This is a genomic window from Francisella sp. Scap27 (genome assembly GCF_013394105.1).
GTDB lineage: Bacteria > Pseudomonadota > Gammaproteobacteria > Francisellales > Francisellaceae > Francisella > Francisella adeliensis.
The window spans coordinates 1,340,850-1,361,259 of the sequence record NZ_CP041326.1; the positions used below are offsets into that span (position 1 = coordinate 1,340,850).

Consider the following 20,410-nt stretch of genomic DNA (forward strand, 5'->3'; position numbering starts at 1 on the left):
AACCAGAATCTCAAGATAAACAATACTATTTTATAAAATACATCCACATATTTACACTTAAAAAGCTAAGTATTGTTGTGAATACAACTACAAATGTTTGAATATTAACTTGTTCAGGTAGATCATACTGGTTAGCTATTATATAGTTATGGGTAGCTGTTGGGGTACTACACAGCAAAATCAAAGCCAATAGTAGATTACCATGTAAACCTAGAGCTAAACCAAATAGCAAGGCTACTAAAGGAAACACTAAGAGTTTAAGAACTGTAAGTACACATATCGCTAGCATTTGGTAGTCAACTTTAAACTGTCTTAAACCATAGCTACATGACAAACCTATTGAGAATAATGCAACAGGTGCAGATGCTTTACCAAGAAATTCAAAAGAATGAGTTATATTATGATTTATTGGCACTTTTAGACCGCCAAAAATAAAACCTAATACAGAAGATAATATGATTGGGTTTGTAAAAGATACTTTGATAATTCTCTTAATTACAAATGTAACACTGCCAGTCCCAGATAAGCTATTTTTTTGTAATAGCTCTATCATCAAAACACTAACTGTGAAAAATACTATATTTTGTATAGCCATTAAAGGTATCGCAAATGCTGCTGATGAAAATACCAGCATAAATAAAGGTATCGCGAAATAAGCTCCATCGACTTGAGTAACAGACATAGAGTTTAATACACCATCTACTTTAGTTCCTTTCATTAGTTTTATAGTTATAAAAAAAGTGAAAGTAGCCATAACTAACATACTGCCAACATAAGCAAGACCATAGTTAAAGCTAAGAGTTGAGGTGTCTGTACGATAACAACTTAAAAAAAGCTGTAATGGTAAAAGAATATAGAAAACCAGGTGGATAAAAGTTTTATCGGAACCTTTAGGAAATATTTTACTGTAGCCCATTATTAGGCCAAAGAAAATAGTGAAAAACAGTACAAATGTAGTATTAAAAACTTCCATCATAGTAAAAAGTGACTCCGATAATTTTCAATCAAAAGAATAATTATAAACAAGGGTTTACAAAAAAACACACTTTTAAGTAGCTCAATATATTTTTAATATTAATGTTTTGATTTAATTAATTTTTATAGTATTATAGTAAAAGTTTTGAGAATAACCAAAAAACATAACATGAATAAAAAATTAATAATAGCAATATTAACTCTATGCAGCCTAACAGCATTTGCTGAAGATAATGGCTTTTTATCATCTGCGGAACTACCTAATAGTAAAGAAATTCTTCCACCGCCTCCGAGCATGGAAGTTGATTCTCATGGACATAATTCTCCTACTTTCGCTCAAGATCAGGAAATAACTAAGACTCTTTTCCAGGATAAAATGTTTTTTAATGGTCAGCCAATATCAAAAGAGAGAAAGGATCAAACTATTGCTGATGCAAATAAAACAACAGAGTATTATCAACAAATATTTATAGATCCCCTTGATATATCAGAAGAAAATAAAATCAAGATAAAAAATGCAACTACCGATATTATTACTAAAGTGGTTCTTGATGGTAATAACTCCACTGAAAAAGCAAAGGTTGCATATGGAAGAGACAGACCATATTACTATTATCACACTGTTAGCTGTCAGGGTGATGATCATACATCTTCTAAAAGGAGCATTTCATACCCATCAGGACACTCTACAAGAGGGATGACTGTAGCATATGTTTTAGCAGATATTTTACCAGAAAAGTTTAGAGAGCAAATCTTAGCTCGAGGTATGGATTATGGTAATAGTAGAGTTATATGTGGCGCTCATTGGCAAAGTGATATAGAGGCAGGAAGAGTTTTGGCAAGATCAGTATTTGAAACATTAAAAGAAAATAATACTTTTAATACAGAGGAAAAGAAAGTTATACAAGAAATTGGTACAGTTTCAGCATAATCATAATCATATCTTTTGATAGTATCTGTTTTATTTCTACACCTATAAAAGCTATACTAAATTAGAAATCTCTAACCAGCAAATCTAATATGCAACTTAAAAAAATACTAATATCTATAGCCTCTGTAGTAGGTTTTTCTTATGGACTTTCATGCACAACCATTATTGTCGGAAAAGATGCTTCTGCTGATGGTTCACTTATTGTTTCTCGTAATGTGGATGGCCCTTCAGACAGTGGTGCAGTGAGATTTGTGTATCACCCTCCACTAAAGCATGGTTATCTTTATCAAAACCATGAAGAGCCTGAAAATAATTTCAAATATCAGCTTCCTAATAACCTAATGGGATTTTCTGGATTACCAGATTGGCAAACAGATAATCATGGCTATGAAGAGTCTGGTTTTAATGATGAAGGTATATCTGTTTCTGCTACCGAGACCATTTTTAGTAATGAGAAAGTACTAAAGGTAGATCCTTATGTCAGCAATGGCGTATCAGAAGAGGCGAGTGTTACTATACTATTACCACAAATACATTCTGCAAAAGAGGGTGTATCTCTTCTAGGGCAAATCATAGAAAAATATGGTTCATCAGAAGGTTTTGGTGTGGCTTTTGCCGATAAAAATGAGGCGTGGTATCTTGAAAATGCTGGTGGTCATAATTGGGTGGCTGTAAAAATTCCTGCTGACAAATACTTTGTCTCTGCAAATCAAAGTAGAATCGGCGTGATTGATTTAAATGATAAAGAAAATGTGATGATGTCTTCTGATCTGGTTTCTTTTGCAACTAAGCATGGATTGTACAAAGATGGAGAGTTTAATTTCAGAAAAATCTATGGTCAAGATAATATTTCAGATGCTGGATATAACTATCCAAGAGTAAAATATCTACAGAATCTATTTACGCCGTCACAAAAGGCAAAAAACTATGCTGGCAATGATTTCCCAACATTTCTAACACCCCAAAATAAGATCTCTATAGGTGATGTGGAGCATGCTTTAAATAGCCACTTTGAAAATACAAAACACGATCCTTATGAGCTACAAGATCCATCTGTGACAGCTAGACCAATATCTGTATATAGAACTCAACAATCACATATACTATCTTTGAAAGATGATTTGCCGTTACCAATTGCAAATATTGAATATCTAAGTCTAGGAATGGGTGCTTTGAGCATTTATGTGCCTTTTTATCAAGGAGCGAAAATTCCTTTAGAATACCAAATAGGTGATAATCATGCTGATAATCTCTCTGCTTATTGGAAATTCAGAAAACTACAAATGTTAGGGATGCTTAACTTCCCTGAGTATGCTCCTATCATAAAGGCAAGATTTGCGATGCTTAATAAGCAAATACAGCAAAATCAGCAAACTTTTGAAAAGGAATATGTTGCCCTATATAAAAAAGATCCTAAAAAGGCACAAGAACTTTTAGATATATTTACAAGTGCTACAGTGGCGAGTGTATTTGCCGTGACAGATAGTTTAACTAATGAGTTAATTACAAAGTATTCTGCAACAATCAACGATAAGTATAAGTTCCCAGGAGCTTAGGCTTGAGTCTTCTGTAATTCGCTTAAAGTTACTCGTATCTCGCGTAAACCTTGTTTAGCTAGAATTTTCTGTACTTTAGTTAGTATTTGCTTTTTCATATCATCTGAAGCAACATCAAAAACCATAGCTCCTGATGAGTGGTTTATTTGAGCACTATAAGAATGTAGTTCACTAGATAAAAGGTCATCATTAAAGAGTTTTTTGCCTAAGCTGACATATTCTTTGTGAGGGAAGTTTGATTTCTCTATAGTATTAATTGTGATAGTAAGTTGGTTTTTGCTAGAACAAGAAAAAGCGTTAAAACTAACAAAAAGTAAGATAATCAGTAGTATGTGTTTCATGATATTTTGGTTTAATTATTATAAGTTGTGAGTATATTATCAGTTATTTTATTGATGGTAAATATAAACTCAGCTACTATAGTTTTATACGCATACACAATCATTGTTCTTACTCACTAACTAGTAGTATAATGGTTGTCAATAAACCATCTAATTTTTAAAGCATAATTATGTCACATATTTTAGTACTCAATTGCGGTAGTTCTTCAGTTAAATTTGCTCTTATAAATCCAAAGACAGCAGAGTCTTTATTTACAGGCTTAGCTGAAAATATTTCTCAAGAAAATTGCTCGATTACATTTAAAGCAGAAGATAAAAAGCAACTTCAAATCAAAAATGGTCAATACAAAGATGTTTTCTCGGAGCTTAAAAGCTATTTAGATGAAAAGGACTTTTTTGATAAAGTTATAGCTATAGGTCATAGAGTGGTTGCTGGTGGTGAGTATTTCTCTGACTCTGCAATTATTACACCTGAAAATTTAGAAAAAATCAAAGCTTGTATACCTCTTGCACCGCTACATAACCCTGCTCATGTTGAGGGTATCAATTTTTGTGAGGAAATATTTGTAGGACTTCCACAGGTAGCTGTTTTTGATACAGCATTTCACCAAACTATACCTAGCTATATAGCAGAGTATGCAATACCTAGAGAGCTAACAGAAAGCCAAAAAATCAGAAAATACGGAGCTCATGGTACATCTCATAAATTTGTATCAATGAAAGCAGCGGAGCTTTTAGATAAAGAAAAAGGTAACTTTATAGTAGCTCACCTTGGTAACGGTTGTAGCATCACAGCTGTGGTAGATGGTAAGAGTATGGATACAAGCATGGGGCTTACTCCTCTTGATGGTCTCGTGATGGGTACGCGAAGTGGTTCTATCGATCCAAGTGTGTTTGGGTATTTAGCAGATAATCTTGGTTATGATGCTAAGCAAACTACGACTATGCTAAATAAGCAAAGTGGTTTACTAGGTATTTGTGGGCATAATGATATGCGTCAGGTTTCTGAACTAGCAGAAGGTGGCCATAAACTAGCAAAGCATGCTATAGAAATGTTTTGTCAGCGAGTAGCAGAGTTTGTGTCTAAATATATGTTACATTTTGATAAGCTTGATGCTTTAGTTTTTACTGGTGGGATTGGCGAGAATGCTGCTAATATTCGAGAGCAGATTGTCTCCAAATTAAAAAATATTAGTTTCAAAATAGACAATGCTAAAAATAAAAATGCTGACACACAAATACAGTCACAAGATAGCCATAAAATCATGATAATAGCGACAAATGAAGAGCTCATGATAGCACAAGATACCTTAAACCTTATCTAAGGAGGCTTATAAATGAAAGATACAATATTTATTTTACCAACATCTAAGTACACTGGTCTTAGAATGCTTACAAAATCTATAGAATATGCATTACAACAAGAGGGTTTGAAAGTTACTACATTCCATCCTATTTATGATATGGATTTATCAATTGAAGAAATTGAGAAGTACTTGCTTAACAATCGTGTAAAAGATTTTGTTGAGATACTTCTAAGTAAGTATTATGAAAAATGTTTGGATAAGGATTTTGCCGTATTTTCAGGGCTTTTCCGTCAAGGTAATAATAGTCATCCACTTTATTCATTAAATAGCGTTGTTGATGAGCTAAATATAGAAATTATCAAAGCACTATCTGCTAAGGTGATAATTGCAAGTTATCATGGTAACAAATCTCTAGTTGAGCTTAATGAAGACTTAGAGTATTCGCGTAGAAGCTTACCTAAAAAGGCTGATGTCTTAGGAGCTATAATAACTAAAATAAATGCTACTTATAATGAAGATGGGTATTTGAATTTTAGTTTAACTGATGAAGATATTGATTTAGATCATCAAAAAAACATAGCTGTTAGTGACATAAAGAACTTAGAAGTATTTAGGCATAAAGGTTTTGAGTTACTAGGTGCTGTTGAGTGGAAAAATGAAAAAACCTACCCAAGAGTGCTAGATATTAAGAATAACCTCAAGCTTGATGAGCTTACAAATGTTGATCTAAGCTCCAGGGTACAACGAGTTATGATGTGTTCGCGTGGAGTTGATAACTTCATCAAAGACCTTACACCAAACTCTCTTGTTATAACTTCTGCCGATAGGTCGGATATATTGCTAGCGGTATGTTTAGCTGCTCAAAACGGTATGAAAATACCAGGTGTAATTTTAACTGTAAAAGATTATCTCGATGATGATATCAAAAAACTTTGCTTAAATACTGCTCAAGAATCGGGTGTAGCTATACTTAATACCAAAAGTAGAAGTGTAAGTACTATTTTACGTATCGCTAATATTGATGCAATGGGTATACCTTTAGATGACAAAGAGCGTATTCAAGAAGTAAAAGATGTGGTGATTAACTCATTAGATAAAGAAAAGATATTCAAAGCTGTTAGTGAAAACTTATCTAAGCATCAAATTATGTCGCCACCTGCGTTTAGGTATCACTTATTAAAAATGGCAAAACAAGCTCAAAAGAGGATAATCCTACCAGAAAGCTATGAGCCTAGAACTCTACTGGCAGCTAAAAACTGTCAAGAACAGGGTCTAGCAAAATGTGTGCTGATTGGAGATAAGGAAAAAATCCATAATGTTGCTGAGCTAAATGGCTTTACTCTACCACAGGATATCGAAATTATTAACTTTGATAATAACGCTTTTACAAAGTATGTAGATGCATTAGTTGAGCTTAGAAAACACAAAGGACTTTCTGAATCTCTAGCAAGAGATGCTCTTAAAAACCCAATTGTACTAGCTACACTTATGCTACAGCTTGGTGAGGTTGATGGCCTTGTATCAGGTGCTGAGCATACTACAGCAGATGTGTTACGCCCAGCGTTACAACTTGTAAAAACTAAACCTGGTGCATCACTAGTATCATCGGTATTTTTTATGTGTATGCCTGATGAGGTAATTGTGTTTGCTGATTGTGCTGTTAACCAAGATCCAACTGCTGAACAGCTTGTGGATATAGCTATGCAAAGTGCAGATTCTGCTAAGAAATTTAACATTGAGCCACGCGTTGCAATGATAAGCTATAGTACAGGTTCATCAGGCTCTGGTGCTCAAGTAGAAAAGGTGCGCAAAGCTACAGAACTTCTCAAGCAAAAAGCCCCTGAGCTACTTGTCGATGGACCATTACAGTATGATGCTGCGATGATAGAGAGTGTAGCTGCTAAAAAAGCTCCAAACAGCCCTGTTGCAGGTAAAGCTACTGTACTTATATTCCCAGACTTAAATACTGGGAATACAGTTTATAAAGCAGTACAAAGAAGTGCAAATGTACTAAGTATTGGACCTGTTTTACAAGGTATAAATAAGCCTGTAAATGATTTGTCTCGTGGTGCTACGGTTGATGATATAACTTATACTATTGCGATTACAGCTATTCAGGCTATATAGTAAGCCTTTTAGATTTCAGGTTAATAAGGACTCTTTATGAAATATCTAAGCCAAAACTGTGAACTAACCTTAAGAGAAGGGTTACAAGAATATACAGATAACTATAAGTTTTTGAATAAAAACGATGGCCATGATGATGTTAGTCAATGGTTCAGGAATCATGATGTTACCCATGTGATTTTTGGAACTATACCTTTTCAGTTAAGAGGAGAAAGTATCAATGATACTTGGACACTTTTTGGTTCTGATATGACATTTAAAGAATATATGAAATTTTTTAAGATAACAGGAGTTGATTATAGAACTGTTATGAAAAGTTATAAGAAACATTACGGCAGCATGTTTAGAGTTTACCTAATGATGCTTGTTTATATTCCAGATATGCTTTCAGCTATTTTTAGGTCTTATAAAATGACAAAAAAATGGAATTGGCATTCTCATGAAGAATACTTCGATATACCTCTTAAAGACTTAAGAGGAGAATTTAATATTAATGTGATGAAGCCGTAGTTTATCTAATCAAGGAGATTATAAAATGCTAAATAATAAAGTTTTACAAAAAATTCTAAATAAATATTCTTGTGTTGCAGAAAACAGCTTTGAACTAAGAAACCCTGCAACTGATGGGCTAATATGTAGTTTAGAAAATAAATCAGCAAAATATGTGCAAAAAGCTATAGCTAAATCAAAACAGGCTCAAGTGGTTTTTAAAAACCAGTCTGCACGATCAAAAGCAGATCTTTTATTGAACTGGTATGATCTTATAATGCAAAATTCTGATGATATTGCAGAAATTATAACTATAGAAAGTGGTAAGCCTTTAGCAGAATCAAAAGGTGAACTTCAGTATGGAGCAAACTTCATAAGATGGTATGCTGAAAAAGCTAATCGTATAGATGGTAGAATTTTTGATCCAAATCTTGAAAATATGGAGGGTAGAGTAGACTACCAACCTGTGGGTGTGGTTGCTGCAATTACACCTTGGAACTTTCCGTTTGCAATGATAACGCGAAAGGTTGCACCTGCTATTGCTGCAGGCTGTAGTGTGGTGCTTAAACCATCAGAACTTACACCGTTATCAGCTTTTGTTTGCAGGGAGCTTTTTATAGAAGCTGGTGGAGATGAGGGTTTATTTCAGATAGTTTGTGGTGATTCTAAAATTATTGGCAAAGAGTTGCTAGAGAGTAAAGCAGTAAGAAAAATCACATTTACTGGTTCTACTGGGGTTGGAAAGCTACTGATGCAACAAGCTGCTGAGAGTGTTAAGAAGGTATCTTTAGAATTAGGGGGTAACGCTCCGTTTATAGTATTTGAACGAGCTAATTTAGATAAAGCTATAGCAGGACTTATAAACTCTAAAATTAGAAATGCAGGACAAGTTTGTGTCGCACCAAATAGAGTATTTGTTCATAAAAGTATCAAAAAAGAGTTTGTAGCTAAGCTTAAAGCTGAAGTTGCTAACCTTAAACTAGGTAATGGTCTTAATGAGGGTGTAAAAGTCGGTCCGTTAATAAATAATTCTGCTGTTGAAAAAGTACAAACGCATATTGATGATGCTATATCAAAGGGAGCAAAGCTTATTTATGGTGGTAAGGTTGATGAAGAGTTAGGCGGCAAATTCTTTAAACCAACAATTTTAGATAATATAACAGATGAAATGCTTGTTAGTTGTGATGAGACTTTTGGTCCTCTGATAGCTATATTTGAATTCAAAAATGAAGAAGAAGTTATCGAGCGAGCAAATAATACTAACTATGGCTTAGCGAGTTATTTCTTTAGTGAAGATATGGCACAAATTCGAAGAGTTCGCAATCAATTAGAATATGGAATGATTGGTATTAATACAGGAGTGATTTCATCAGAAAAAGCACCTTTTGGTGGGATTAAAGAGTCAGGTCTTGGTAGAGAAGGCTCTGATGATGGTATCTACGAGTTTATGGAAGCTAAGTATAGTTTGCAGAGTTTTTAAAAAGTTAAGATTATTTTTTAATAGAAAGGTTAATGGTTTGATACTTTAAGTAATCATTGCAACAGATGGTTAAGTCAAGTTCACGAGAAAATCATTTAATCCTGAATCGTAGACTACTGGTTAACACTAATATACAATAAAAATTAAGTTGGTAGTGATTCTAACTTTATAGCATCGATCAATAACGAGGAGTGTTTATATTATGTGTACAAGAATCTTTTTTAATAAAAATGATTACTCATTAACATCACGAACCATGGATTGGAATGAAGATATGCAGGCTCAACTTTATTTGATGCCAAAGAACATGTCTAAAAAAAGCTATGCTGATGATATCAATGCTTTATCGTGGAAAAGTAAATATTCATCTATTGCAGTGCATGTTTATGATAAAAGCTGCGCCGACGGTATGAATGAGGCTGGATTGGTTATGAATGTGTTGTTTTTAGCAGAAGCTGATTACGGCAATGATAAATCTATTCCTTCACTATCAATCTCACAGTATGGTGAATTTATCTTAGATAGTTTTGCTTCAGTTAAAGAGGCTGTTGAATACTTTAATAAAAATAAAATTAATCTAATTCCTATTACTTTACCAAATGGTAAAAGTACTACTATTCATGTGTCTTTATCAGATAAAACAGGAGACTCTGCTATTTTAGAGCATATTGATGGTGAACTGGTAATACATAGAAGTAAAGATTATACGGTTATGACAAACTCTCCTAAGTATAGTGAGCAACTCACTTTGAGTAATTACTGGGGAGATGTCGATGGTATGAAATTTGTCCCTGGAAGTATAAGGTCTGAAGATAGGTTTGTAAGATCTACATTTTTACTAAACTCTATCCCAGATAAAATTTGTGATAATTACACCGCTACTCTAAATAAGCATAGCTTAGATCAGCAAATATTATTCTCCCTTTTAGGTGTTGTTCGGTCTGTTTCTGTACCTCTAGGTATATTTGACCCAGAAAAACCAAATATAGCGTCTACTATATTTAGAACTATAAGTGATAGTAAAAATAGAAAATATTACTTCGAATCTGCGACATGTGGGAGTATATTTTGGGTGGATTTTGACAAGATAGATTCAAGTACATTAGAAGCGTACAAAGTAATTGATGGCATACAGCATACTCATTACTTTGGTGATATATCAGAAGAATTTGTAGATTGTGACCTGAGGTGATTCCAACTACCTTGTATATTATCTTTCTTAAATAGCAGTTTTGTTTATAAAAGTATTATTCTAGTTGCTATAATAAGTCTTTGTTTTTTATCATAAAAATAAAGGCTATTTTTAAAGGAGTTGTTTTGCGTACTAAATCGATAATAGTCTCAAGCCTTGGGAGTGCTTTTGAAACATTTGATTTTCATATATTTGGCTTATTTGCTTTTCAGATATCTATGTCACTCTTACACCAAGAGTCACTCAATAGCTCACTTATTTTAATTTTTGCTATTTTTGGAGCTGGATATTTTGCTAGACCAATAGGTGCTATATTTTGGGGTAATCTTGGTGATAAATATGGTAGAAAAGTACCATTTAAATGGACTGTTATATTAATAGGAGTATCGTCATTGATAATATCAGTATTACCAAGTGCTAATATTTTGGGTATATTTACTCCTTTAATATTGGCAGCATGCCGATTAGTTCAGGGTTTCTCTTTTGGTGGAGAGATGACAGCTGCAGTGTTGCTAGTACATGAACAACCCTCTCCTAGGCGTAACTTCCTTACTTCAATAGTTATATTCTGTGCAACCTCAGGGATGATTTTAGGATCGATAGCATATTACCTACTTAGTCTTGTATTAACAACAGAACAGTTTTTTGCTTATAGCTGGCGTTTAGCTTTTGCTTTTGGTGGAGTCGCGGTGTTATTTAGTTATTTTTGGCGTTCTTCGATAGGAGAGACTCTAACTATAGAATCTAGTAAACCAAGAGGTTTTGTAGTGGTGGAGTTATTGAAAGACCATTTGGGATTATCATTAAGATCTATACTAACAATCTCTTCTTGTACTGTTTTCTTAGCAATGTTTGTAGTATTTTTACCAACATATTGCCAAAAATGCTTAGGTTTTGATAAAAACACAACCTCGACCTATGTCTTGGTAACGATAGTTACTTATTCTGTATCTGTATTAGCTGGAGGGAGAATAGCAGATAGAATAGGAAATGTAGCTACTCAAGCTATAGGTATAATCTTGTCATTAATTTTAATTGTACCATTAGCGATTAGCTTAATCTCAAAAGGATCTTTGGTTTTGGTGTTTATAATTCCTTTTGCTTTTTCAAATGGATTAATAAATGCTAACTATCTGTGTGTAGTATTAAATAGATTTAAGAAAGAGCAAAGATTTAGTGGTTTGGCGATTACTCAGAATTTGGCGATGGCAATCTTCACAGGAGGTTTACCAATACTTTTTGCTTATTTGGCTGTGGATTTACAGGTTATTGCAGCACCATTTTATATATTAGTTGTGGTATATATTATTTCCCTAGTTTCTTTATTCGATAAGAAATAAAAAATATAAAAATTTACCGTAAAAAAAGTTGCATTCATATTCGCGAATATGGTAATGTTTATTCAAGCGCTGATTTATTTCAACTTGCGAGCGCTTTATAAATTATGCTAAAACGGAAACGATTCCCCCCAAAAGTCTTGTTTACTTCGTTTTAGTCAAAAGTTTTTTTGAGATTAACTCAAAATTGATTTACTAATAAAACACGGAGACTACCCAAAAATGAAAAAAGAAACCCTACTAGAAAGACTAGATAAAGGCCCTGTAATCTGTGCAGAAGGTTTTTTGTTTGAAATTGAGCGCCGAGGTTATTTGTCTTCTGGTGAATTTGTACCAATGGTTTCTCTTGATAACCCTCATGTTATAGAAAATTTACACCGAGAGTTTCAGCATGCCGGCTCAGATATTGTCGAAGCTTTTACATACAATGGTCATAGAGAAAAGTTAAGAGTAGCCGGTAAAGAGCATTTACTTGAGCCTTTAAATAGAGCTGCTTTACGCATAGCTAAGAAAGTCGCAGATTCAACTCCTGAAGGTGTGCAACCAAACTTGATGGCAGGTAATATTTCAAATTCTAATATCTGGAAAGAAAACGATGAAGAGTCTCAACGTCAAGTAGCTGAAATGTTTGAGGAAATGGTAACTTGGGCTGTAGAAGAAGGTGCTGATATACTTATTGGTGAAACTTTTTACTATGCTGAAGAAGCTTTTAAAGCACTAGAAATTATGAAGAAAACGGGGCTTCAAACAATTGTAACTATTGCACCAATGGGTGAAAATATCATGCGTGATGGATGGTCAATTGTTGATACTTGTAAAGAGTTGGAAAAGCGTGGTGCTGATGTGGTAGGTTTAAACTGTTTTAGAGGTCCTGAGACAATGCTTCCAGATTTAGAAGAGATACGCAAAGCAGTTAAGTGCCATGTTGCAGGATTGCCAGTACCTTACAGAACAAATGATGAGCATTCTACATTCTTTAATCTTCCAGACAATAATGGCTGTGGTTGTCCATCTCCTCACGGTAGAACATTCCCAACAGCATTAGATCCACTATTTTGTAATCGTTACGAAATAAGAGATTTTGCTGAAAAAGCTTATAATATGGGTGTTAATTATCTTGGTGTATGCTGTGGAGCGAGCCCTATGCATATAAGAGAAGTTGCCGATGCAGTAGGCCTAACAGTACCAGCTAGCAAGTATAATGAAAATATGGAAAACCACTTTATGTATGGTAAAAATAAACGTACAGCTAAGCACATGCAAGAGTATGGTGATAAAGCTTAAAATAACTTAATAAACCCATAAATAAAATGCGCTGATTTATCTCAACTTGCGAGCGCTATATAAATTCTGCTAAAACGAAGATGATTTACTTGTCTCTTATTTGTTTTAGTAGTCTTATAAAATAAAAAATAGGAGAAAATATGACTCAATCTAACTTTAAATCTAGCACTCTTTCTGTACATGCTGGTTCACCAGGTGATAAAACAACAGGAGCTGTGACTACTCCAATTTATACATCCTCAGTATACGCTCAACAAAGCCCCGGGGTTTGTGAGTTTGAATATGGAAGAGTGGGCAACCCAACAAGGTTTCAGTATGAAAAAGCAGTAGCTGAATTAGAGCGAGCAGAAAAAGCGTTTGCTTTTGCATCAGGGGTCGCTGCAATTAATGCTGTAATAGATATTTTGTCAGCAGGTAGCCATATAATTGCTATAGATGTTATATATGGTGGAACTTACAGAATTTTTGAGGAAGTAAAGCGTAAAACTTCAAACCATGAAATTAGTTATATTAATTTTGATCATATTGATTCATTACAACAAAGTTTACAAAAAAATACTCGCATGGTGTGGTTAGAAACCCCTGCTAACCCTTTACTAAACATTGTCGATATCGAAAAAATCAGTAGGTTTTGTAAGCAAAATAACCTCATATTAGTTGTTGATAATACTTTTGCCACACCATATAATCAAAACCCAATTTTATTGGGTGCGGATATAGTTGTTCATTCAGCTTCTAAATATATCAATGGTCATTCTGATGTTATTAGTGGGATTATTGCTGTTAGTGATGAAAGCTTAATTAAGCAAATAGAGTTTGTGCAATTAGCTGGAGGAGCTGTAGCAGGTCCTTTTGATAGCTTCCTTGCTGCAAGAGGCTTAAAAACTTTAGCTCTTAGAATGGAAAAACATAATCAAAATGCTTTGAACTTAGCTGAGTGGTTAGAAGAACATACGTTGGTAAAAAGTGTTCATTATCCTGGCTTGAAAAGTAGCATTGGATACGAAATTGCTCAGCGTCAGATGACTGGTTTTGGAGGGGTTATAGCTTTAGAACTTCAAGGAACTGCTGAAACTGCTCGAGTTTTCTTAGAATCGCTAAAGCTTTTTTCTATCACAGTAAGTGTTGGAGGTGTTGAGAGTTTATCATCTATTCCTGCACTTATGTCGCACTCTTCTATACCCAAAGAAATTAGAGAAAAGCATGGTATTTCTGATACTTTAGTAAGGCTTTCAATAGGGATTGAGGATGTAGAGGATTTACAAAGCGACATAGAGCAAGCTCTTATTAAAGCTACTCAGGGAGGGATTGAGTATGAGCGCTGTAGCTAAAGCTAATCTAACAAAATATCCTGAGGGCATGACACACCTATTCTTAACTGGGCTGTGGGAAAGGTTTAGTTATTATGGAATAACAGCATTACTGATCTTATATTTGTTTAAGCATTTTGACATGTCAGATGCTAGAGCTTACTTGATTTATGGGGCATATGCTTCGATGGTATATGGTACCCCTATTATCGGTGGAATTATAGCAGATAAATATATTGGCCAGTATAGATCAATAATAATAGGCGCTTCACTTATAGCTCTAGGACATTTTGTGATGATAGTTCCTGATAGTGAAAATATTTGTTTTTTTATGGGCTTAAGTATAGTAATAGTTGGCACTGGCCTATTTAAGCCTAGTATAGGAGCGATAACTGGTGCTATATTTGCTAAAAAGAATGCACACAAGAGAAACCAAGGTTTTACATTTTTATATATAGGGATGAATGTAGGTACAATTACTGCCCCTTTAGTGTGCTCTTATATAGCTGTAACATATAGCTGGAATTTAGCTTTTGGAATAGCTGGTGTTGGGATGTTGATCGGTTTGGCAATATTTATAAACGGCAGTAAGTATTATAACGATATCAAAAAGAACAAACTCAATCTGATTGAGAGGGTTTTTTACTGGATTGCTTTAACATTATCGTTAGTATGCCTTATCTTATTTATTTTCATCTTATTGAGTTATCCATTTTGGGCTAGTAAAGTATTGTTTATAATAGGTTTAGCAACAACACTGCTAATAATCTATTTTATTTTTAATTCTGAGCTTAATGATAGAGATAGAATATATATCACTGTAATTTTAACTCTCTTTTATATGGTTTTCATGATTCTTTTGCAACAAAGTGGAGGGATGATGAATGTATTTACAGAAAGAAATGTTAATAGAGAAATATTAGGTTTTGTAATACCAACAAGTGCTTTTCAATCTGTAGAACCATTTTTTATAATTTTATTTGGCCCATTGTATGCATATTTAGGTAAGCGTTTTAATTCCAACCCTCATACATATCCTGTGAAATTTGCTACAGGTCTTTTAATCATGAGTTTATCTTTTTTACTGTTGGTAGTAGCTATATTACTGACGGCGAAAAATGGTTTCATTTCATCTTGGTGGATAAATATAAGTTATCTTTTACAAGCATTAGGGGAGCTTTTTATCGGCCCTATTGGTTTAGCTATGATTAGTGTCGTAGCTCCTAAAAGAATGGTTGGTTTTTTTATGGGTGTATGGGTTTTGAGTTCAGCCTTTGCAAACTATCTGGCAGCTAGTTTTGGAGCGTTGATTAGTGGAGATGGTAAGGTTGGTTCACTAGCACCAAGTGAGACTATAGATATTTATATGAGGGCTTTTGGATACTTTACTTTATTAGGCATTATTGCTGCACTTATTTTATTTGTTTTGGCTCCAGTTTTAAATAAGAAACTTAAATTCTTGCTCTCTTAATTTATTGAATCTATGCGATAACTCAAGAATGAAGAAAGATTAGCTTTTTATGAAAAACAAAACTAAGTATTTATTTAAGGAACTTCTTATTTCTAGTGCTCTTACTAATAGCGCTATCTTTATAGTTAAGTTGATAAGAGAAGGATTCAACTACATATCTAAAATAGAATCTACTATTTGAATTTTTTCACCTTAGTCTGAGTATTTTCTTTAATTGATGATTGTGTTATTATCATAGTCTAGTTTTATGCGATAGATTTCACACTTTTAATAAGGTTCTAATATGAATTTCGAATTTGCTCGAGAAAATATGATTAAGCAGCAAGTAATGCCTGAAGGTATTGCCTATGGAAGTTTAATAGAGGCAATGTCTAGCATCGCTAGAGAGGATTTTTTACCTCACCAATATAAAAACTTAGCGTATTGTGATACAAATCTTGTTTTGGGCTCTAGAGAAATAAAGAGCCCTATGCTTACAGCAAAATTGCTTAATTCTTTGGAAATAAGAGAAAGTGATGATGTTTTAATGCTCGGTGTTGAATGTGGCTACACTGCAGCACTTTTGGCTAAGATTTCAAATAGTGTCGAAATCCTTGATTATAGTGACGATATGCTTGGTCAAACTCGTCGTAGTTTAGCAAGTTTAAATATCTTCAATGCAGAATTTAATAATGCTGAGCATCTTACAAATATTATTGAGAATGATAAAAAATATGATTGTGCATTTATCACTAGTGCTGTTCAGGAGAGTGATATTGATGAGTCATTGTTACAGCTTCTAGACTTAGGTGGTAGAATGGTTTTTGTTGTACAAACTAATATTTGTAATAAAGCGTATTTGCTTAAAAAAACAAGTACAGACGAATATGACAAAAAGTTTTTGTTTGATATATACAATAAGTAGAGCAATATGAAAAAATACTTCTTATATTTGTTGGGGATTTGTGCGTTCGGCTCAGTATTTGCTGATGATACGAGCCCAGATACAAGTGAGAATAAAGAAAAGCCTAAGCCTACTGCGGGTAGGCCTATCGGTACAGACATTGCATCAAATCCGTATACTGTTGAGAAGCAATATGCAAAAGTTGATAAAATAAGAGAAGATAATAAATTCTATGATCTTAAAAAAGCAGACGAAGTTGCGATGGCTGGAGATGTTAAGGAAAAGTTCTATAGCTTAACAGATGTATATAAGTTAGCAGCTGAGCATAATGCTGATTATTTAGCAGCTCGATCAACTTTTTCTGCAAATGTCGAGACTGTACCTGCTGCATTAGGTGCATTGCTACCACAGGTTGATTTTGGTTTTAATCTTCGTCGAGATAATTACGATCAATTCGGTGGACAAGTTACAGATACAGCGCAAAGTACTAGTTTTCAAGGTTCACAAACATTATTTGATTGGACTCAATGGAAAACATATACTCGAGCGACTTATTTGCAAAAATCATATGCGATGATTTATGCTAAAGCTGAGCAAACCCTTGTTACTAATACTGTTACTGCTTACTTTGAATTATTAAGAGCAGAACAAGCTTTACAGTTTCAGTTTGCCAATGAAGCATGGAACAAAAAGTTATATAATACACAAAAATATCAATATGATGCGGGTATGGTTTCATACGCAGATTTTAAAACTACTGATGCTCAGTATCGACAAGCTATAGCAGATAGAGCTGATGCACAAAGAGCATTAGTTAATGCAAAAGCAGTGATGGCTAAGCTTATAGGTAAGCGAATTAGTGCTATTCTTTATATCTCTAAAGATACAGAGTTTGTAGACCCTATTCCTAATGATATTAACTACTGGATCAGCACTTCTCAAATTCATAACCTAGATGTATCGCAAAAAGATTTTGAATATGAAGCTACAACAGAAGGTGTTGGTATAGAGTGGGGTAATTTCTTTCCTAAGCTTAATTTAGTCGGTGGAGTTCAGATGACCCGCAACAAGCTTGGTGGTTCAGCTATCCAAACATCTAAGATCCCTAAGAAGTTCGATGTAGCTAATGTTGGAGGACAGTTAAATTGGAATATCTTAAAAGGTGGTTCTGATTATGCAAGCCTAAAAAAAGCTAGCTATGATAACCAAGCAGCAGATTACCAGTTGCTACAGACCAAAAGAGAGGTTTATGCTGGAACAGTTGAAGCTTACCAAACCGTTGTACTTGACGTTGTTAGGATCGATGCCTTTAAGAAGTCAGTATACTCTGGTTTAGCTTCAGTAAAAGCCATATTAGAAGGGTTTGAAGCAGGGACACAGACTATTGTTGATTTGCTTAATAGACAGGCAATTTTAGTACAAGCACAGCTTTCTTTTGCGGACTCTATTTTCAACTATGTAGAAGATTATGTCAAACTTAAAGAGTTACAAGGAAGTCTTACTTCTAAGGATATTGAGTATATAAACACTTTATTAGGTAAGACAAACATGATTTCTAATATTGCAACAGAATAATATCAATGTCCCATCAAGTTAGCCTTTTTATCCTAAATGTTGAAGATTTTTCTATTGAAGATATTGAGCGTGTAAGTGGTGGTTTTAATTTGAATCTTGATAAAACCTCAAAAACATATAGGGAAAAACTTTTTTCTCAGTTTATTCGTTATTTCATTTTTGCTGAATACTTTAATCTTTCAAGGCTAAAATTTTCTACAAATCACTCAAATAAACCTTATCTTGAAAACTATAGTGATAAGCATTTTAGTATAAGTCATAGTGGCAATAAGATTATTATGGCTGTATCAAGTGTTGATATTGGTGTTGATACAGAAATTATTCAACCTCGTAAAAATATTTTCTCAGTTGCTAAAAGGTATTTTAGTGAATATGAAACCGATGTGTTAGGAGGCTCTAAAAATATAGAAAAAGAGTTCTATAAGCTATGGACACTAAAAGAAGCAGAAGTGAAAAGAAATTCTATAGGTATAGCTCATGGTTTGGCAAAAGCGACATTTACAAAAAAAAATGAATCTTGGGCTAGTGAAAATTATCCTGCAGATTTCGTTAGCTATTTTTTTGAAAATTCATTTATTTCTATATGTTCGGAAAATATTATCTCCTCAAAAATTAGAGTCTTCAAAGTTAGAAATGACTTTTGCTTTGAAGATATTTCTAGTAAGTTAAAATCTAATTAACTTATTTATCTTTACCTTGTTATAATGAAATTAGAGTTTTATACCTAAGTATTACAAATGAATTGTTGATCTTTATATAAGAAATAGTATTTTTTTGAAGTTTTTATTTTAACAATATAGGAGATAACTTATGGCCTTACATGGTAAAAAAGATAATGATTTAGAATTTTTTGAAGGCTCACTACCTAAGCTAGAAATTCCTGCTAAATCTCAAAACCCAATAGATGTTTATCAAGAAATTAAAGATGAACTAATGCTTGATGGTAATTCAAAACAGAATTTAGCAACTTTTTGTCAAACTGAAGTTGATGATTTTGTACATAAATTGATGAATGATTGTATTGATAAAAATATGATCGATAAAGATGAGTATCCTCAAACAGCAGAATTAGAAGCAAGATGTGTAAATATCTTGGCAAATTTATGGAATTCTAAAGCTGAGAATGCTGTTGGTTGCTCAACTACGGGTTCATCTGAAGCTGCTATGCTTGGTGGTATGGCTATGAAATGGCGTTGGAGAGACAAGATGAAAGCTCAGGGTAAAGATTACTCTAAGCCTAATCTTATTACAGGGCCTGTCCAAGTATGTTGGCATAAATTTGCAAGATATTGGGATATCGAATTAAGAGAAATACCTATGTCTGAAGATAGTTTGATTATGACTCCTGAAGCTGTAATTGAGCGATGTGATGAAAATACTATAGGTGTTGTACCAACTTTAGGTGTAACATTTACAGGTCAATATGAGCCTGTTGAAGCGGTATGTAATGCTTTAGATGAATATGAAAAGCAAACAGGTATAGATATTCCTGTACATGTTGATGGAGCTTCTGGTGGTTTTCTAGCACCATTTATCCAGCCAGAACTTAAATGGGATTTTAGGTTGCCTAGAGTTAAATCAATCAATGCATCAGGCCATAAGTTTGGTCTTTCTCCTCTTGGTGTTGGCTGGGTTGTTTGGACAGATAAAAAGTATCTTCCTGATGATTTGGTTTTTAATGTGAACTATCTTGGCGGGGATATGCCAACTTTTGCTCTGAATTTCTCGAGGCCTGGTGGGCAGATTGTAGCTCAATACTTTAACTTTGTTAGGTTAGGTTTTGAAGGTTATAAAGAAGTTCATCAATTAAGTTATGATGTTACAAAATATATTGCTAAAAAGCTGAAAGCGATGGATATTTTTGAGATTATCAGTGATGGTGATAATGGCATCCCTGCGGTAAGTTGGTCCCTTAAAGTAGATAAAAGCTTTGATTTGTTTGACCTTTCAGAAAAAGTAAGAGCAAGAGGCTGGCAAATTGCTGCTTACTCGATGCCAACAAATAGGCAAGATTTGGTTGTTATGAGAGTGCTTATTAGAAAGGGCTTTACTCATGATTTAGCTCAGCTTATGGTTAGAGATTTAAAAGCAGCTATACATTCACTTGAGTCAAAAAATAATAAACAAGTTAAGAATGGCTTCTCACATTAGT

General features: G+C 33.8%; 17 protein-coding genes. 15 read left to right on the plus strand and 2 right to left on the minus strand.

Annotation, left to right across the window (positions count from 1 at the left end):
* Positions 1 to 25: 25 nt before the first annotated feature.
* Positions 26 to 976 (minus strand): AEC family transporter, encoded by a 951-nt coding sequence (locus FLM55_RS06490; RefSeq protein ID WP_178948544.1) that lies wholly within the window; start codon positions 974 to 976, stop codon positions 26 to 28.
* Between the two features lie 168 nt (positions 977 to 1,144).
* On the opposite strand from FLM55_RS06490, the gene FLM55_RS06495 reads away from it, so the two are divergent.
* Together FLM55_RS06495 and FLM55_RS06500 are read left to right on the plus strand one after the other, a co-directional pair.
* Positions 1,145 to 1,906 carry a phosphatase PAP2 family protein gene (locus FLM55_RS06495; protein WP_178948545.1) on the plus strand — a complete coding sequence of 254 codons (762 nt, stop codon included), beginning with the start codon at positions 1,145 to 1,147 and terminating at the stop codon, positions 1,904 to 1,906.
* Between the two features lie 89 nt (positions 1,907 to 1,995).
* Positions 1,996 to 3,462: a C69 family dipeptidase gene (locus tag FLM55_RS06500; RefSeq protein ID WP_178948546.1), complete on the plus strand. Its 1,467-nt coding sequence runs from the start codon at positions 1,996 to 1,998 to the stop codon at positions 3,460 to 3,462.
* Here the strand turns inward: FLM55_RS06500 and FLM55_RS06505 are convergent.
* A complete protein-coding gene (locus tag FLM55_RS06505) occupies positions 3,459 to 3,803 on the minus strand; it encodes a hypothetical protein (RefSeq protein WP_178948547.1) in 345 nt (114 codons plus the stop codon). The genes FLM55_RS06500 and FLM55_RS06505 overlap by 4 nt on opposite strands.
* Positions 3,804 to 3,973: 170 nt before the next feature.
* Here FLM55_RS06505 and FLM55_RS06510 point away from each other — a divergent pair, with 170 nt between their 5' ends.
* From FLM55_RS06510 to FLM55_RS06570, 13 genes are all read left to right on the plus strand, one after another.
* Positions 3,974 to 5,128 carry an acetate/propionate family kinase gene (locus FLM55_RS06510; protein ID WP_178948548.1) on the plus strand — a complete coding sequence of 385 codons (1,155 nt, stop codon included), beginning with the start codon at positions 3,974 to 3,976 and terminating at the stop codon, positions 5,126 to 5,128.
* 12 nt (positions 5,129 to 5,140) lie between these two features.
* On the plus strand, positions 5,141 to 7,237 hold the full coding sequence (gene pta, locus FLM55_RS06515) for a phosphate acetyltransferase (RefSeq protein ID WP_178948549.1): 2,097 nt from the start codon (positions 5,141 to 5,143) through the stop codon (positions 7,235 to 7,237).
* A gap of 36 nt (positions 7,238 to 7,273) precedes the next feature.
* On the plus strand, positions 7,274 to 7,747 hold the full coding sequence (locus FLM55_RS06520; protein ID WP_178948550.1) for a hypothetical protein: 474 nt from the start codon (positions 7,274 to 7,276) through the stop codon (positions 7,745 to 7,747).
* A 25-nt stretch (positions 7,748 to 7,772) separates the two neighbouring features.
* Positions 7,773 to 9,206 carry an NAD-dependent succinate-semialdehyde dehydrogenase gene (locus FLM55_RS06525; RefSeq protein WP_178948551.1) on the plus strand — a complete coding sequence of 478 codons (1,434 nt, stop codon included), beginning with the start codon at positions 7,773 to 7,775 and terminating at the stop codon, positions 9,204 to 9,206.
* Positions 9,207 to 9,408: 202 nt separating this feature from the next.
* Complete coding sequence (locus FLM55_RS06530) at positions 9,409 to 10,398, plus strand: linear amide C-N hydrolase (protein ID WP_178948552.1); 990 nt, start codon at positions 9,409 to 9,411, stop codon at positions 10,396 to 10,398.
* Positions 10,399 to 10,523: 125 nt separating this feature from the next.
* Positions 10,524 to 11,738, plus strand: a complete 1,215-nt coding sequence (locus FLM55_RS06535) for an MFS transporter (protein ID WP_178948553.1) — start codon at positions 10,524 to 10,526, stop codon at positions 11,736 to 11,738.
* 219 nt (positions 11,739 to 11,957) lie between these two features.
* Positions 11,958 to 13,019 (plus strand): homocysteine S-methyltransferase family protein, encoded by a 1,062-nt coding sequence (locus tag FLM55_RS06540; protein WP_178948554.1) that lies wholly within the window; start codon positions 11,958 to 11,960, stop codon positions 13,017 to 13,019.
* 140 nt (positions 13,020 to 13,159) lie between these two features.
* Positions 13,160 to 14,350, plus strand: coding sequence for a PLP-dependent aspartate aminotransferase family protein (locus tag FLM55_RS06545; protein WP_178948555.1), 1,191 nt, complete (start codon positions 13,160 to 13,162; stop codon positions 14,348 to 14,350).
* On the plus strand, positions 14,334 to 15,800 hold the full coding sequence (locus FLM55_RS06550) for a peptide MFS transporter (RefSeq protein ID WP_178948556.1): 1,467 nt from the start codon (positions 14,334 to 14,336) through the stop codon (positions 15,798 to 15,800). The genes FLM55_RS06545 and FLM55_RS06550 overlap by 17 nt, the downstream gene beginning before the upstream one ends.
* A gap of 283 nt (positions 15,801 to 16,083) precedes the next feature.
* Positions 16,084 to 16,704: a protein-L-isoaspartate O-methyltransferase gene (locus FLM55_RS06555; RefSeq protein WP_178948557.1), complete on the plus strand. Its 621-nt coding sequence runs from the start codon at positions 16,084 to 16,086 to the stop codon at positions 16,702 to 16,704.
* Positions 16,705 to 16,710: 6 nt separating this feature from the next.
* Positions 16,711 to 18,258: a TolC family protein gene (locus tag FLM55_RS06560; RefSeq protein ID WP_178948558.1), complete on the plus strand. Its 1,548-nt coding sequence runs from the start codon at positions 16,711 to 16,713 to the stop codon at positions 18,256 to 18,258.
* Between the two features lie 5 nt (positions 18,259 to 18,263).
* Complete coding sequence (locus tag FLM55_RS06565) at positions 18,264 to 18,938, plus strand: 4'-phosphopantetheinyl transferase superfamily protein (protein ID WP_178948559.1); 675 nt, start codon at positions 18,264 to 18,266, stop codon at positions 18,936 to 18,938.
* Positions 18,939 to 19,068: 130 nt separating this feature from the next.
* Positions 19,069 to 20,409 (plus strand): glutamate decarboxylase, encoded by a 1,341-nt coding sequence (locus FLM55_RS06570; RefSeq protein WP_178948560.1) that lies wholly within the window; start codon positions 19,069 to 19,071, stop codon positions 20,407 to 20,409.
* The last annotated feature ends 1 nt before the right edge of the window (position 20,410 follow it).

What these genes read in the sequence shown, in the direction of transcription:
- FLM55_RS06490 (WP_178948544.1), bottom strand. Translation starts at nt 976, where the DNA reads ATGATGGAAGTTTTTAATACTACATTTGTACTGTTTTTCACTATTTTC.
- FLM55_RS06495 (WP_178948545.1), top strand. Translation starts at nt 1,145, where the DNA reads ATGAATAAAAAATTAATAATAGCAATATTAACTCTATGCAGCCTAACA.
- FLM55_RS06500 (WP_178948546.1), top strand. Translation starts at nt 1,996, where the DNA reads ATGCAACTTAAAAAAATACTAATATCTATAGCCTCTGTAGTAGGTTTT.
- FLM55_RS06505 (WP_178948547.1), bottom strand. Translation starts at nt 3,803, where the DNA reads ATGAAACACATACTACTGATTATCTTACTTTTTGTTAGTTTTAACGCT.
- FLM55_RS06510 (WP_178948548.1), top strand. Translation starts at nt 3,974, where the DNA reads ATGTCACATATTTTAGTACTCAATTGCGGTAGTTCTTCAGTTAAATTT.
- pta (WP_178948549.1), top strand. Translation starts at nt 5,141, where the DNA reads ATGAAAGATACAATATTTATTTTACCAACATCTAAGTACACTGGTCTT.
- FLM55_RS06520 (WP_178948550.1), top strand. Translation starts at nt 7,274, where the DNA reads ATGAAATATCTAAGCCAAAACTGTGAACTAACCTTAAGAGAAGGGTTA.
- FLM55_RS06525 (WP_178948551.1), top strand. Translation starts at nt 7,773, where the DNA reads ATGCTAAATAATAAAGTTTTACAAAAAATTCTAAATAAATATTCTTGT.
- FLM55_RS06530 (WP_178948552.1), top strand. Translation starts at nt 9,409, where the DNA reads ATGTGTACAAGAATCTTTTTTAATAAAAATGATTACTCATTAACATCA.
- FLM55_RS06540 (WP_178948554.1), top strand. Translation starts at nt 11,958, where the DNA reads ATGAAAAAAGAAACCCTACTAGAAAGACTAGATAAAGGCCCTGTAATC.
- FLM55_RS06545 (WP_178948555.1), top strand. Translation starts at nt 13,160, where the DNA reads ATGACTCAATCTAACTTTAAATCTAGCACTCTTTCTGTACATGCTGGT.
- FLM55_RS06550 (WP_178948556.1), top strand. Translation starts at nt 14,334, where the DNA reads ATGAGCGCTGTAGCTAAAGCTAATCTAACAAAATATCCTGAGGGCATG.
- FLM55_RS06555 (WP_178948557.1), top strand. Translation starts at nt 16,084, where the DNA reads ATGAATTTCGAATTTGCTCGAGAAAATATGATTAAGCAGCAAGTAATG.
- FLM55_RS06560 (WP_178948558.1), top strand. Translation starts at nt 16,711, where the DNA reads ATGAAAAAATACTTCTTATATTTGTTGGGGATTTGTGCGTTCGGCTCA.
- FLM55_RS06565 (WP_178948559.1), top strand. Translation starts at nt 18,264, where the DNA reads ATGTCCCATCAAGTTAGCCTTTTTATCCTAAATGTTGAAGATTTTTCT.
- FLM55_RS06570 (WP_178948560.1), top strand. Translation starts at nt 19,069, where the DNA reads ATGGCCTTACATGGTAAAAAAGATAATGATTTAGAATTTTTTGAAGGC.